General features: G+C 46.0%; 17 protein-coding genes. 12 read left to right on the top strand and 5 right to left on the bottom strand.

Annotation, left to right across the window (positions count from 1 at the left end; all coding sequences use genetic code 11):
* Positions 1-89: 89 nt before the first annotated feature.
* The 7 genes from AC5ELV_RS10980 to AC5ELV_RS10950 all read left to right on the top strand — a co-directional run bounded on the left by AC5ELV_RS10980 (position 90) and on the right by AC5ELV_RS10950 (position 3,865).
* Positions 90-374, top strand: a complete 285-nt coding sequence (locus AC5ELV_RS10980) for a hypothetical protein (RefSeq protein ID WP_342427363.1) — start codon at positions 90-92, stop codon at positions 372-374.
* A gap of 39 nt (positions 375-413) precedes the next feature.
* Positions 414-1,058, top strand: coding sequence for an immunity 50 family protein (locus AC5ELV_RS10975; RefSeq protein WP_493430202.1), 645 nt, complete (start codon positions 414-416; stop codon positions 1,056-1,058).
* Positions 1,051-1,458 carry a hypothetical protein gene (locus AC5ELV_RS10970; RefSeq protein ID WP_493430201.1) on the top strand — a complete coding sequence of 136 codons (408 nt, stop codon included), beginning with the start codon at positions 1,051-1,053 and terminating at the stop codon, positions 1,456-1,458. Before AC5ELV_RS10975 ends, AC5ELV_RS10970 begins: the two co-directional genes overlap by 8 nt.
* Positions 1,459-1,637: 179 nt before the next feature.
* Entirely contained in the window at positions 1,638-2,267 is a 630-nt protein-coding gene (locus AC5ELV_RS10965) for a hypothetical protein (RefSeq protein ID WP_493430200.1), read from the top strand.
* A gap of 80 nt (positions 2,268-2,347) precedes the next feature.
* A complete protein-coding gene (locus AC5ELV_RS10960) occupies positions 2,348-2,875 on the top strand; it encodes an SMI1/KNR4 family protein (protein ID WP_493430199.1) in 528 nt (175 codons plus the stop codon).
* A complete protein-coding gene (locus AC5ELV_RS10955) occupies positions 2,859-3,419 on the top strand; it encodes a hypothetical protein (protein WP_493430198.1) in 561 nt (186 codons plus the stop codon). The genes AC5ELV_RS10960 and AC5ELV_RS10955 overlap by 17 nt, the downstream gene beginning before the upstream one ends.
* Before the next feature lie 2 nt (positions 3,420-3,421).
* A complete protein-coding gene (locus AC5ELV_RS10950) occupies positions 3,422-3,865 on the top strand; it encodes an immunity 26/phosphotriesterase HocA family protein (protein WP_493430197.1) in 444 nt (147 codons plus the stop codon).
* A gap of 63 nt (positions 3,866-3,928) precedes the next feature.
* Here the strand turns inward: AC5ELV_RS10950 and AC5ELV_RS10945 are convergent, their stop codons facing one another.
* Positions 3,929-4,468 carry an SMI1/KNR4 family protein gene (locus AC5ELV_RS10945; RefSeq protein ID WP_493430196.1) on the bottom strand — a complete coding sequence of 180 codons (540 nt, stop codon included), beginning with the start codon at positions 4,466-4,468 and terminating at the stop codon, positions 3,929-3,931.
* Between the two features lie 217 nt (positions 4,469-4,685).
* The gene (locus tag AC5ELV_RS10940; RefSeq protein WP_223822146.1) at positions 4,686-4,769 is read right to left on the bottom strand and encodes a putative holin-like toxin; all 84 of its coding nucleotides are present in this window, start codon (positions 4,767-4,769) and stop codon (positions 4,686-4,688) included.
* Positions 4,770-4,896: 127 nt separating this feature from the next.
* On the opposite strand from AC5ELV_RS10940, the gene AC5ELV_RS10935 reads away from it, so the two are divergent.
* Together AC5ELV_RS10935 and AC5ELV_RS10930 are read left to right on the top strand one after the other, a co-directional pair.
* On the top strand, positions 4,897-5,556 hold the full coding sequence (locus tag AC5ELV_RS10935; RefSeq protein WP_307351304.1) for a hypothetical protein: 660 nt from the start codon (positions 4,897-4,899) through the stop codon (positions 5,554-5,556).
* Positions 5,537-5,896 (top strand): DUF7716 domain-containing protein, encoded by a 360-nt coding sequence (locus tag AC5ELV_RS10930; RefSeq protein ID WP_493430195.1) that lies wholly within the window; start codon positions 5,537-5,539, stop codon positions 5,894-5,896. Before AC5ELV_RS10935 ends, AC5ELV_RS10930 begins: the two co-directional genes overlap by 20 nt.
* On the opposite strand, the gene AC5ELV_RS10925 is transcribed toward AC5ELV_RS10930, so the two are convergent.
* Positions 5,886-7,520: a DUF6138 family protein gene (locus tag AC5ELV_RS10925; RefSeq protein ID WP_493430194.1), complete on the bottom strand. Its 1,635-nt coding sequence runs from the start codon at positions 7,518-7,520 to the stop codon at positions 5,886-5,888. The genes AC5ELV_RS10930 and AC5ELV_RS10925 overlap by 11 nt on opposite strands.
* A 158-nt stretch (positions 7,521-7,678) precedes the next feature.
* Here AC5ELV_RS10925 and AC5ELV_RS10920 point away from each other — a divergent pair, with 158 nt between their 5' ends.
* Genes AC5ELV_RS10920 through AC5ELV_RS10910 form a run of 3 tightly spaced genes read left to right on the top strand, consistent with a single transcriptional unit; the run spans position 7,679 to position 9,893 of the window.
* The gene (locus AC5ELV_RS10920; RefSeq protein ID WP_493430193.1) at positions 7,679-8,032 is read left to right on the top strand and encodes an SMI1/KNR4 family protein; all 354 of its coding nucleotides are present in this window, start codon (positions 7,679-7,681) and stop codon (positions 8,030-8,032) included.
* A gap of 59 nt (positions 8,033-8,091) precedes the next feature.
* A complete protein-coding gene (locus tag AC5ELV_RS10915) occupies positions 8,092-8,454 on the top strand; it encodes a hypothetical protein (RefSeq protein WP_493430192.1) in 363 nt (120 codons plus the stop codon).
* 17 nt (positions 8,455-8,471) lie between these two features.
* Positions 8,472-9,893, top strand: a complete 1,422-nt coding sequence (locus tag AC5ELV_RS10910) for an SMI1/KNR4 family protein (RefSeq protein WP_493430191.1) — start codon at positions 8,472-8,474, stop codon at positions 9,891-9,893.
* 68 nt (positions 9,894-9,961) lie between these two features.
* Here AC5ELV_RS10910 and AC5ELV_RS10905 read toward each other — a convergent pair whose 3' ends face one another.
* Both AC5ELV_RS10905 and AC5ELV_RS10900 read right to left on the bottom strand, forming a co-directional pair.
* Positions 9,962-10,576 carry a TetR/AcrR family transcriptional regulator gene (locus AC5ELV_RS10905; protein ID WP_029518565.1) on the bottom strand — a complete coding sequence of 205 codons (615 nt, stop codon included), beginning with the start codon at positions 10,574-10,576 and terminating at the stop codon, positions 9,962-9,964.
* A 25-nt stretch (positions 10,577-10,601) separates the two neighbouring features.
* On the bottom strand, positions 10,602-12,086 hold the full coding sequence (locus tag AC5ELV_RS10900) for a phytoene desaturase family protein (protein ID WP_493430190.1): 1,485 nt from the start codon (positions 12,084-12,086) through the stop codon (positions 10,602-10,604).
* Positions 12,087-12,378 lie beyond the last annotated feature (292 nt).

The raw sequence follows: 12,378 nt of genomic DNA, 5'->3' as shown, positions 1-12,378 counted from the left end.
AAGGTGAATTCAATCACCATGTCATATATTATGGTATAAGAATTGGTAAGTCATATACCAAAGGGACAACGCCGGAAATATACATTCTTTTGTCCAATGACCCTATGGGTCAATCTCCCAACAATTGCGGGATGCTTGTTTCGATCCGTCAGGACGTTTATGAACGTATTGACCGAACAAGCGTGGAAGACGTTATGCTGCAGCTCAGCCAGTTAATAAAGGCAAACAAACTGTTACATAGCTCGCGCAACTTTTATGCTGGCAGTAAAGCACGCGCTATTATGGATATTCTTCCGTTTATGCTCGAACAGGATACCCCGGATATGAAGTATGTTTTTCAATCGTGGACTCCGTACCCTTTACGTCACACTTAAACAATACGTCACCCCATTAACCCTAGGAGGCTGCAATTTATGCAAATTCAAGTTCACAACGTTGAAAAAAAAGAAAACGAATATCTCATTCATTATCAAGCTGGGGGAGCATTGCCGTTCGTTCCGCATGATATTGTTCTGATCCATGGCAAACAGTATTTTATAGGCACGATTTTGAAAGTAGAGCCAGAACAGGCCCTTATCCGTATCAATCCAGAATATGAAGACCAATTGGCAGGGTCCATCGGACTGGAACTGGCCTTCTCTCCAACCGTTTCTATTCAAGGCGCGGACAGCATTGTCGAGAAGCTCGGCTATTTCCCTCCCTTTCATTATGACCGAATTACGGCTGCTAATATGACGAAAGACCAGATTACGCTGACGATTGAGCTATCCTACGCTAGCGTGCTTGTCCCTAAATCACCGGATCTGGAGCCTTCGGCTGAGGCAACTGTGATCCCTGAAGCTCCAGCAAAAGACGTTCCACGCTATGCAGTGACTTTTACATTTTTGGAAACCAAAGAGCATGTATTAACTCCTGTAGAAACAGAAAACATCATCTTGCAGCTTGATTTCCGCTATGAAGAAGCAGACATGGTCGTTGATATTGATGCATTGTCGGGACTGTCAGGTAGCTTTCTATGCAGAGGTATCCAGGCAGAGATTAAGGAACTGAATGAATAAACAGGAGGCTCGCGAGCTGTTACGCTGTCATTCTTTTATTCATGAAGATCTGGAGCATCCCAAAATGCAAGGCGGATTTTTAGGAATGCTCCGTCCCTTCCAAGGCGAACTGATCGAGGACAACTTTCATGAGCTGATGACCATCATTGAAGTTCTGGCAGATGAGTTGGAGAAACCATCCGTAGAACGGGAGCTGATTGCCGCTCTGTGGGGGATTTGCCAATATACACGGGCGTGGGCATTGTATCCTGATAGTATGCTGCAGCGTAACAACCTGCTGACCATAGAGCAGATCAACACCCTTGACGATTGGATTGATACGATCTCCTATGCGGTTATGGTACTGCTGGAGGGTGGCGGACCGGAAGAAGCTTTATCGAACTACAGACATGAGAGTTGATCCGCAGTGATACATATATCTTAGTCAAGGGGGCCGCTTTTGCACTGCTTCGCGCACATAAAAACATGCCCTTCGCACAACATGCGCTGGAGCAATTATTGCAACATGAGGCAATTCGGCGCATCTGCCCAACATGAGCTGTCCACATAATCGACAACCAAAGGAGAATCACTCTACTTATGCGTGTAAGAATATTTATATTCATATTGATTATCGGAATCATATGTGTGCCTGCGTATTTTATTATGAGCAGCTTTGGATTATTTCAAAATGAAAAGGTGCTTGTACATTACAAGCTTGCCATTGAGGTTAAGGATAAAAAGTATGATGCCTGGCCTTTAATCAGTAGCTATACGGCTATAGATAAAAAAGGGGACGATCGTCAGCTCTACTATCAGGCGGAGGGCTCAGGCACAGAGTATCTGTTTCAACTAGCCTATGGACAATATGAACTCCGACCCTCCAAGGAAAATCCTTTTCTGGACGGAGGAGTCCACTACACCATGGATCATCCCGAGTATGTGCGTGAGGAAAAGCAGTATGAGAATGCTAACGACTACACGAAATTAACCCATTATTACAATCAGCAGGAACAGATGATTTATACCTATAATCCTGAGGCCAAGCTCGATAAAACATACGTCCGTTCCATCATTACCGCTGGGATGACTCGCACAACCGGTAGTTCAAGCCGTGCGGTAAAGGATGACTATATCAATATCAGTAAGCTGTTTAAAGACAAGCTGGGAGTGAATGTGAAGGTAGATGTGGATGAGGACAACAAAATTGTCACCCTATCGATGACATGATCTCACAATGATGCACCGCTGCGTCGTCTCATTTCCAAAAAAGAGATCTATGTTACTAGGATCAAGGAGGCTGGTTGTTGATGTCATTCGCAATTGAATCAGGGCTTTTGCCTGCCCAGATCGCAGCATTGGAGGAACAGATACAGCGTATATTGCCCACTGGCTATAAACGTTTTCTTTCACAATATAACGGATTTTATGTAGCCGCCCCTTTTTATTGCAATGTGCCCTTCGATCGAGTGGATAACGGAGACATTGATTTGACTTGTTTTTTCGGATATGAGGTATCCAACAAAAATCATGACCTTCTAGCGATTAATGATGAATTTCTGGATGAAATCAATCATGTCGAGAGCGCTTTGTTGATTGGTGCAGATGCGGGCGACAATTTTTACGTTCTGACATGTAATGAATACACCCCGTATGTGTACTACTGGGACCGCACACATCTTCATGCTTATGATGACAAACTGAACTATGATATTGCAGAGCAGGACGAATGTGGACATTTGTATCTGGTGGCAACAGACTTTGCAACGTTTTTTAATCAGGTAATTGAACTACTTTACGAGCAGAAAGGAAGGCCTACTGATGACAGAAATACATAATGCTAAGCAGGGACCGGCTTATTTGGAGGGTTGGGTTGTACCCGAAAACCCGGAAGCATGGGTCGAGCAGGAGTGGACAGGTACGCTTCGTTCACAGGCAGGGAAAACGAAATTCCACATTTTTTATTATGGAGAACTTATGGATGAGCTGATCGCTGCGACTGAATTTGCCCCCCAGCTCATTATTGCAGAAGATGCAGTCACAGGGGAACAACTCGTGATTTTTGACGGAACCCGCCATGGTTACGATGCTCTGCTATGCGAAGTTTATACCAAGGAGCAGCAGAACAATCGCACTCCCCTGCTGCCCTATCTGGACGAAGATGGTGAAGATACTTTCGAGGTAAGCTTGACTGCCTTTTATAATGTGGATTGGGATGACGAGTTTGCAGATGATGTGGATGAAAGTGGACAGTTAGAGCTGATCAATGGCGAACGATGCAATTTTGAAGAGGCCAAGCGGAACGGCTATGATGCGATCAGCATTACGATTACCAGTGCTAAAGGTCTAAAAACAGAGATCATTCAGGAAGAGCTGGCCTGACGATGGTGTTCAAGAGAATCAAGCATCGGGAAGGCGATATTTTTGTTATCCCCATGAGTGACGGCCGATTTGCGGTATGTCAGGTAATTTGCGCACTGTATGGTAGATTCAAAAAGGCGTTCTCCTTCGGGGTTCTATCCATAGGTCAGAATCAAGCGTACAAGGGTGAAACGACATATCTTCCGTTCACAAATTACCGCGGCCGATTTGAAGTTATATTCACCGCCACCCAAAATCTGACGAAGGGAGCATGGCCTATTATCGATCAGCTCCCTCTATCCGAGGAACAACAGCAGCTAAAATATTTTAATTGTGCGGGCCATCTGTATTGCGGTGATGAATATATACGTAATCTGGAACTGGAAGAATATAATCAATATACGGTAATGGGCGTGGCTGGATATGAGTTGGTACAGCGATATTTAGCCCAATATGAAGACCACTAGCAGATGAATAGCAGCGCAAATAACCACCTTGAAGTTTGAATGCCGAGGTGGTTATTTGACCTATTAAAAGGGCTCGAATGTATAAGGGAATGGTGTACGATCTGTGCCCAATACCGACTTCACGCGCTCTTCATCCACCAACGCTTCGACGAGGTTATACAAATCCGAGGCTGCATACCGAAAATGGCCCCATGTGCGTAGATTCAAAACATAGATTGGGAATTCTCCCCATTCATCAGGCGATTGAATATCCCAGATCAGCAAGTCATCCTCTCCACTGGAAGCGAAAGGAACCGCATGCTCCAAAAGCTCCGGAAAACCATCTGGTTCCAGCGCCGCTTCTTGTAAAACCTCTTCTGATTCCAGTACATCATCAAACCAGGCCCGCCAGTTATGATAACGATGAAGCCATGAATCCGGGTGATCGCCAAGAGGAATATGAATGTTCCATAAGCCGCATAGTCGCCCGTAACCAAGAGTTTTGACATAATCTATATAAGAAGGCGGAAAGCCCATACCATTTCCAAAACGATGCTCTATTAGAAAAGCCTCATCATAATAAGCCTGAAACTGCGGACGTTGCAGCCCTGTAAAAATGCTCATGTTCACCGTCTCCTTTTGCACGTCCTATTCACCTTTTCACCCTTCGGCGCATTGAAAAGGCCATTTTCAAGTGTTAAAATGGGAATAAGATGTATATTCTAAAAAAGAGTGAAGATGCGTCAACATCCTCACTCTTTGGCAACTGCCGCTTTTAAGGGCGGTAGCCGTGTCAAAGGATGATCATTGAAATAGACCGCTTGCCTTTGTCGAGGGCGGTCTATTTCTTTTTATGGAAGGAAAGAATTAGGATCACCAACGTTGCGAATTGAATCATCAACATTAGGGTGTCTTTAACCTCCACAAGCCTCACCTCCTTTACAGGAGACTAGCCGACCGCCCATCTAAGCCATTCTGTTGTTGAGGAATATTATAACATACGAATCATAAAATGTACGTTTTTACGCTCTTTTGGAAAAGGGGGAACGAATATGGAACAAAAACGCTTCAAAGATGAATATGGATACAAATATGACTTTAGCGCCGTGATTAGGAGAGGAGAACAGGTAGCTGTTCACTGCCCCCGTTGTCAGGGCCAAGCTTTTATTTCCATATCCAAAAAAGACTGTTATTACGTCGTTCGATGTTCTCATTGTTACTACACATATCAGCAGCCCGAATCTTATACATTCTATGCACGCGGCGTATGCAACCATTGCGAACGGTATTTTAATATCGAAATCCATGATGACCGAACGAAACTCCATAAAAATACGAATATAAACTGTCCGCACTGTGAGACACGCAATCAGGTTCCGGTGCATCGTGTGCAATCACGCGAATGGCATACGAACGTGATCCAAAACGGAAAAGACCCTATTTTTCAGCTCCAGCTGTACTTCCTTGATTACTATCGGGGTAAACCTGTCTGGGCTCTTAACCGGATACACCTGAATTACCTGCTCTCCTATATCTCTGCCGAGTTGCGAGAAAAGCCTACATCCGGTATGATGCGTACGGCTTCCCACTCCATTCCCAGATACATTAAGGATGCGAAGAATCGCCAGTCCATCTTAAAGATATTACAAAAGCTACAGCATAAGCCAGCAGCTAAGAGAGGAGCCTCCATACATGAGCATACAAACTTTTGACAGCCTTGAAGCACTGGTCCATGCCGTTGACCAAACAGAAATCAATGAATGGGTATTTACCAATCTGAAACATGTTCAAAGTAATCCGCTCAATTCTACCTATTACATCATTCCCGAGGAAGAATTGTGGGAACTGGAGGATGCCGGTCTCACCGTCACCAATCATCGTGATGAAAGTATACCTGCATCTCTGCCAGACCATCACGTGCAATCTTGGCTGGAGGTGGCGACTGTACAGGATGTCATTGAAGTGTTACGCCACAGCGGAAGCGAGCCGGATATTGAACGCATTGCGCAGGGACTGCGATATTACCATGAATATGATGCTTTTATGGAATAAGCGTTTCCAGCAGCTCTTTTACCTCAGGGACAGCCTGCTTCAGGCTGTTTTTTAGTTTCTTCGCGCCACCCCATATACGATAAACGAGCACCTCTTGTTCGTAGTCTTCCAGCTTCTCAAGCTCCTTCACCAATACCTGTGCCTGCTCTACGGTTTCGATTCCGGATGACTTCAGTGGTTTGGCAGACTCGTTGCTTGCCAGTAGAATCCTCGTCCAGACGGGGATCGTGTCAGGTGTTAGTCCATGCGCTTCGGCAAAAGCAGCCGCGTAACCGTCCTGTACGGACTGATGTTCACTGTCCACCAGCTTCATATAACGATTCACCAATGGGAAATAGTTCGTTCCCTTAAGGCCCAGTCCCATTACCGCATAGGTTCCCGGCATTGCCGACTTTTCCCCCGGCTCTACATCGTTATACCACTTGAACTCTTCCATCACGACCTCAGCATATTCAGCCAGCAACGGATGCAGTGCAGGGTATTCAAGTGCATTGGCGAAGAAACGATGTAACGTAGATTTAGCCAACTTGGGTACAGGCAGGTAGTTTTTCACCTTGCTTTTGAACTTCATCCGATATTCCTTGGTAAAACCTTTCCTTAAAATATCGCATAAATATACGAGTGCTTCTCTATAGCTCTCTTCTTCCTCAGAACGAATCTGGACCTCCAGTGTTTGCAAAATATCATTAGCTTGGCAGGTGACTCGCTCGCTTGTATATAACGCTGGGATGCTGCCTGATCCGTTCTTAAGCCACTGGGCTGCCTGATCCGAGCCTAGCTGTGCAGCAATCTCCAAATATTTCTGCCGTGCATCGGCATCCGTCGAACCCACCCTCATCGCGGTAAGCAAGAACATCTCCATGTCCGGCGCAGGAATTTCCGAAGGGAGAGTATCGGGCTTCACTTTATAATCCAGCCCATAGCTTTTTTCCCGATCCGCATACCTTAGCAAAAATTCATCTTCAGCCCAATGCTTTAAGCCACTGCTGAGCTGATACCTCCATGCTTCCTCACGTTTGCGGCTGACCTTCACTTTGGCATCCATTCGATTCAGCAGCTCATTCATCCGCTGGGCGTTTACAGGGTACAAATGAGGATCAAGCAAGTGTCTCACTAAGAAGAAATCGTCCTCTTCCTTCGGGATAGCTTTACTGGAGGGGTTGAGCTTCTGCTCTACAAACTGTTGGATAGTGGCTAACAGTTGCTGCCGTTTATCTTCATTTAGGAGTGAGAATGTAAAATGACTAGCCTTGTTCTCCAAGACTACTTCCAGATGAAATTCCAGCCGATAACGAAAGAACATGGAACTGAATTCTTCCGAATTAAATAGCGCCTCTATCTTTTCCCTGAACATAGGCATCCATTCGTCCTGCACCTGCTGCAATGTTACCCCATCTGTAAACCCGGAAATTTTCATATCCGGTCTACGATGATCCCAATCAAACGGTTCGTGGGTATCCACCCACAGCCCATCCTTCTTACAGGTAACTTTTAAGTATTCATGAATCCCTTCGTGAAGGACGCTTTTGGTCTTGAATTCTGCGATGCGCTTTTGCTCAGAAGCGTATCTCTGGTCAATCTCCTCAAAAATTGGATCTATGTAGGCTTGTACCCCTAATGTCATATGATGTGCTCCCCCTTCGTCCCTTCACAAATTGTAGTTCCTACGGAATTAAGATAGACTAATCTATAACTATTTTATTTCCTGATTATAGCATATCTCTCATTTGCTTTTGGGCTCTATCCTTATAGATAGAGTGCCGGAAAGCAGGTGTATCCTACATGTATTGGGTTTCCACACAACATACGACGGTGGCTGCCAATGAACTGACAACTTTTGAAAATACCTTTGGATTAACTTTACCCCCTCCCTATGTAGCATTCCTCACCCGCTACGGGCCGGGCACCTATTGCGGCCTGCTGGTGATTGAACGACCTGATCCTCAATTATTGCAATCCTATGCGGATTACGAACTGTGGACGCATGATCATAACTGCCCAATTACAGCACAGCAGCTGGGTGAGTGCGTGGTCATTGGCAGCTCCATAGATGGTGACTTCCTAGCGATTCACCCTCAGGTTGAAGGCTTGCTGTGGCTGCCGCGACATTCAGAGGTCATTACTATGAAGACTTAGATGTTCTAGTTCCACTCACAGAAACATTAGAGCATATTCTACGGGATGAATTTGGAAAGATGGAGCCCTTCCCCCGTTATTTCGAACCTGTCAGTCTGGATAGAGCAGCAACATTTCTACTATTTAATCCACCGGAGACGGCAGAAGCTTGCGGTTCAGCCCATCCGAACGATCAAGCCTTGCAAATAGCTCCAGCATCTATACAGGTATTGGCTCAGCGATTTAAACAGCATTTTAACTCAAATCTATGGATTGAAAATGAGCATATCTGCATGGCTTTTCTTCAGACTCTTGGCGGATACGTGCGTTTTAACTATGCATATGGGCGCGAAGTGGCGATCATTTATGAACCCAAAGCGATAGCACGTCGTGATGAAATTTTATCATTCTTGCAAAAAGAGCATTGCCGGGTTGTAGAGTAAGAGGAGGACGAATACGAATGACAGTACATTTTGCACAAACCTTAGAAAAAATGGAACAAATCGTTGATCGTCTGAGACAAAGTGGGATGCCTGACGTGGTATACCAATGGACCGAGGGGATTTCTACAGGTGAACTAACTGAGCTGGAGGAACGGCTGCAGATGTCTTTGCCTGCCTCCCTGTCTGAATTGATACAGCGGTGTGGCAGCTTATATTTGCTATGGTGTCCTCCCCAACACTGTATTGTAGCTGATGTACCGGAGCGTTCATATGAAAACAGCAATGATCCTGAACAAGAGCAGAGTATCCTAGACGATATTACAGGAGAGTTTGGCTGGAATCATGAGTATATTGGCTATTTTACATCCTATGGGGAAGATACCGACTCAGCAGCGGACGGGCAACGATATCTGATCCTTAACTATAATGGCGCGGGTGATCCGATCCTGCTTGATATGGCGACATCCGCAACAGAGCCAGCGGTGTTCTGCTATCATCACGAGTTGGACCAGTTCACGTTGCTCGCGGAAAATCTACCTGCCTATATAGAAACCATGCTCACCTTGCACGGGCTATGGCTGTGGGATTGGTCTAACGTTTCAGACGAGCATGGTATTCAGCTAAACAGCCCACCACTGCAACTGTGGCAACGCTGGTTGAACATGTTTTGCACGATGAAGCTGGAGGATGCACAGTCCTTGGAAACGCTGATCCATTACACCACCATGCATGGCGTAGATTATCCTGCTGTGTTGCAGGCTTTTCAAGCCTATGATCCAAAGGATATTTTTCTTGCCTGGGAGCAGCACTGGCAGAACATTCAACATAGCCAGGTTCCATTCTCTACATGGGCCGTTTGGGTAAGGGAGACCGCAGGAATTGGGGCTGCTGATTGGGTCCGCTCCTTGTGGGAACCGGAAACCGCGCAAGCATGGACATCTTTAGCTCAAAACAATACCCTACATGCTAAGGGTGCATTTGCGTCCACACGTGCCTATCTGAGCGCCCGCTGCCTACCCGAGCAGGAAGGCTTGGTATGTGTTTGCAATCACCTGCTACAGCATTCCGTCGCAGAAGACAAATTAGAAGGATACACCGCAAATGGGCAGCTACAGCATTTTCATTCACCGCAGGTCATTAACTGGATATGGGATAAGGTCAATCATCCGGTCGATGGCTGGGCAGTACTTTTCGCCTACTCCCGTCCTACAGCTGAGCAGGTGATTGAATGGCTATCCGGTAGTGAGCTTCATCAGAAAATTGCAACCGAGGCGCTGGATATTATGATTCATCGGGATCTTCTCCCCGCTCTGGAAGCAGGCGTTTGGGCTAGCATCTCAAACCTGCTTCATGCTTCTTTACAACTCGTGATGCTCAAAAAAGATAAACGTCGTATTGAAGCCGTGCTTAAGCAGCTTTCAGATTTGGAACTTCGTTAATCTTTCGCAATGGTCGTATGCGGATTCACATGTACAGTGATGTGAGGTAAAGAAAGTTAGCCGCTGCATCAGCGGCTTAACCCCTTGAGGAAAGTATCTATAGTAAATGAAATCAATTCATCATTTGATTGTGCCATAGGAAAATCAAAATTCAGGAGCAAAGAAGTCAAGCCATGCAGCATACTCCATACAGAGCTGGCGAACAAGCGCTCATCTCCTTGAATGATGGAACCCTCCTCCATAACGGCTTTGAGCCCAGCTTCAAGAAGCTCAAAGCCTTTAAGGCTCCCACTGTCTATAAGACTAACCAAGCTTACAGATTCCAGGTTGCTGATAAACAGAATGTTGTAATATTCCGGGTTAGCCGTTCCAAAACGAACATACGCATCAGACACCGCCTTCAGTGTGTCCAGAGCGTTCAATCCCGCTGCCTGTGCTTCATCCGCACGTTGCTGAAGAGCCTGCAGAAACAGGGCATTTCCTTCTAGCAGGAGTTCGATTACAATGGCTTCCTTATTTTCGAAATAATGATAAATAGTTGTTGGTGAATATTCGATCTGATCCGCAATTTTGCGCATGGAGACTTCAGCATACCCTTGATTCAGAAAAAGCGATCGGGCGGCCTCAATGATTTTTCGGCGGATCTCATTGCTTTCACGTTCTCGGCGTTTGATATGTTTCATGAGTAGATGTACTTGCCCTTTCTGCCTACCCCAATTTGGCGGCGATACGATCAGCTTCCATTATACCCGATTCCATAACCCCTTGAAACCCGCCCCCAGGCTGTGTCCACGCCCCTACCAATGATAGACGCTTTACTGCTGATTTGTGCTTGAGCCTTTTTATACCGGACTGCCGGACCGTTTGCGCATATCCATAAACGGCCCCGTCGGGATTAGCGGTATAACGCTGCATCGTGCGTGGTGTGCCCAATTCGGCTACCATCACTTTGCTGCTAAAACCCGGATACAGCTGTTCAAGACATCCCAGAATCTGCTGTGTCACGGCTTCTTTTTTGGCTTTATATTCAGGACGTGCGGCAGGCCAGTTCTCCAATCTGTCCAAAAATGTAATTGCGATGACACCCTTTCCCGGTTCATTGAGCTTAGGGTCCATGGCGTTATAATTCGTGAGCATCCAGTTGCCTTTCGTGTACTGGCCGCTCATCATTACTTCATAATCTTTCTCCGAATCCGGCTCATTACGCAGGATTAAGTCTTCTTCGATGATGCCAAGTTCATGAGGTTCACATGATAATCCCAGATATAGCTGGGTAAGAGACGTGCCAGTTTCCAGACTGCTGACAGCTTCCAGCTCACGACGGGCAGCATCATGGTTTTCCAGTAGACGGCCATAGGTATGATGGGGACTGATACCAGACACAATCCAGTTGGCTTTATATACATCCCCTTTTTTCAGACGGACACCAACTGCTTTACCGCGTTCGAGCATAATTTCAGATACCTGACTGCGCAGGTGAACTTCTCCTCCCGCTGACTTAATAGCGTCAACCAGTGCATTGGATAAAGCCTGTGCGCCTCCCTCAATGTAATACGTCCCCTCCATGTGGTAGCCGATCCAGGGAATAAAAAAATACAAGGCCGCAAGCCGCTTCGGAGGCAATCCATAGTACGCCCACAGCGCGGTGAAAAATTCCGTGAATCGGTCAGACAACCCGAACTGGCTTACAGCCTCCCAGGTGGTCATTTGCGTCCAGCGGAAGAAGGTTCCAGCTTTGAGCAGGCCAACCGCCTTGCGCCAGGAAGTGAGGGAAGAAGAAGCAGAAAAGCCTGTTTCAAAACGGCGAATGCCCGCGAATAGACTGTCAATGGCTTTCTCCTCAGTAGGAAACATGTTTTTGAGGAGCTGCACATACTCCTGAACATCGGACGGAATATCAACGTTCTGGCCTTCCCAACGAATGGAGTAAGGGTGCTTTTTGCGGAGAGGAACAATTCGCTGGTCCGCAATGCAGTCCTTTAACAGCCGACCGAAGCTTCCTTCCTCGAGTCCGCCGACACCGTGTAAGGAAACATCAAAGGTATATCCCTTTCTTGTAAATTCAGTTGCGAAACCGCCAGGCAGAGTATGGCTCTCAAAAACAGCTGTTCGGTAACCGAGCGCAGAGAGTCTTGCTGCACAGGACAAGCCACCCAATCCTGCACCGATGACAATAACATCGTATTGGTTCATGATTTCATCCCCTTTTTTAACATCGTTATATAAGTTAACAGTGTTAAGTTAAGGAGATTATATACCATAATATTACCGTTGCAAAAGTAAAACTTTTTTAATAAAACATCAAAAAATGTAGCGCTTTCACTTGTCAGATTCCAATGAAGGTGCTATCCTTCAAGTGGGATTGTTACTGAAAAGGCAAAACCCGAGTACACTTGTGTACCCGGAGTTTGCCTTTTTTTGATTTGTATGAATTCCACAGCATACAGTCAACCATCCCGAACATGTAGTAAGCGCTTTAAAAAAT

The sequence above is a fragment of the Paenibacillus sp. NMA1017 genome (genome assembly GCF_058895805.1).
Note: the sequence above shows the minus strand (reverse complement) of the source record. Positions and strands in the feature narration are given on the sequence as shown.

Coding starts and splice junctions, on each gene's coding strand:
- AC5ELV_RS10960 (WP_493430199.1), top strand. CDS start 2,348: ATGTCATTCGCAATTGAATCAGGGCTTTTGCCTGCCCAGATCGCAGCA.
- AC5ELV_RS10975 (WP_493430202.1), top strand. CDS start 414: ATGCAAATTCAAGTTCACAACGTTGAAAAAAAAGAAAACGAATATCTC.
- AC5ELV_RS10900 (WP_493430190.1), bottom strand. CDS start 12,086: ATGAACCAATACGATGTTATTGTCATCGGTGCAGGATTGGGTGGCTTG.
- AC5ELV_RS10970 (WP_493430201.1), top strand. CDS start 1,051: ATGAATAAACAGGAGGCTCGCGAGCTGTTACGCTGTCATTCTTTTATT.
- AC5ELV_RS10955 (WP_493430198.1), top strand. CDS start 2,859: ATGACAGAAATACATAATGCTAAGCAGGGACCGGCTTATTTGGAGGGT.
- AC5ELV_RS10920 (WP_493430193.1), top strand. CDS start 7,679: ATGTATTGGGTTTCCACACAACATACGACGGTGGCTGCCAATGAACTG.
- AC5ELV_RS10930 (WP_493430195.1), top strand. CDS start 5,537: ATGAGCATACAAACTTTTGACAGCCTTGAAGCACTGGTCCATGCCGTT.
- AC5ELV_RS10905 (WP_029518565.1), bottom strand. CDS start 10,576: ATGAAACATATCAAACGCCGAGAACGTGAAAGCAATGAGATCCGCCGA.
- AC5ELV_RS10945 (WP_493430196.1), bottom strand. CDS start 4,468: ATGAGCATTTTTACAGGGCTGCAACGTCCGCAGTTTCAGGCTTATTAT.
- AC5ELV_RS10950 (WP_493430197.1), top strand. CDS start 3,422: ATGGTGTTCAAGAGAATCAAGCATCGGGAAGGCGATATTTTTGTTATC.
- AC5ELV_RS10965 (WP_493430200.1), top strand. CDS start 1,638: ATGCGTGTAAGAATATTTATATTCATATTGATTATCGGAATCATATGT.
- AC5ELV_RS10935 (WP_307351304.1), top strand. CDS start 4,897: ATGGAACAAAAACGCTTCAAAGATGAATATGGATACAAATATGACTTT.
- AC5ELV_RS10925 (WP_493430194.1), bottom strand. CDS start 7,520: ATGACATTAGGGGTACAAGCCTACATAGATCCAATTTTTGAGGAGATT.
- AC5ELV_RS10910 (WP_493430191.1), top strand. CDS start 8,472: ATGACAGTACATTTTGCACAAACCTTAGAAAAAATGGAACAAATCGTT.
- AC5ELV_RS10915 (WP_493430192.1), top strand. CDS start 8,092: ATGGAGCCCTTCCCCCGTTATTTCGAACCTGTCAGTCTGGATAGAGCA.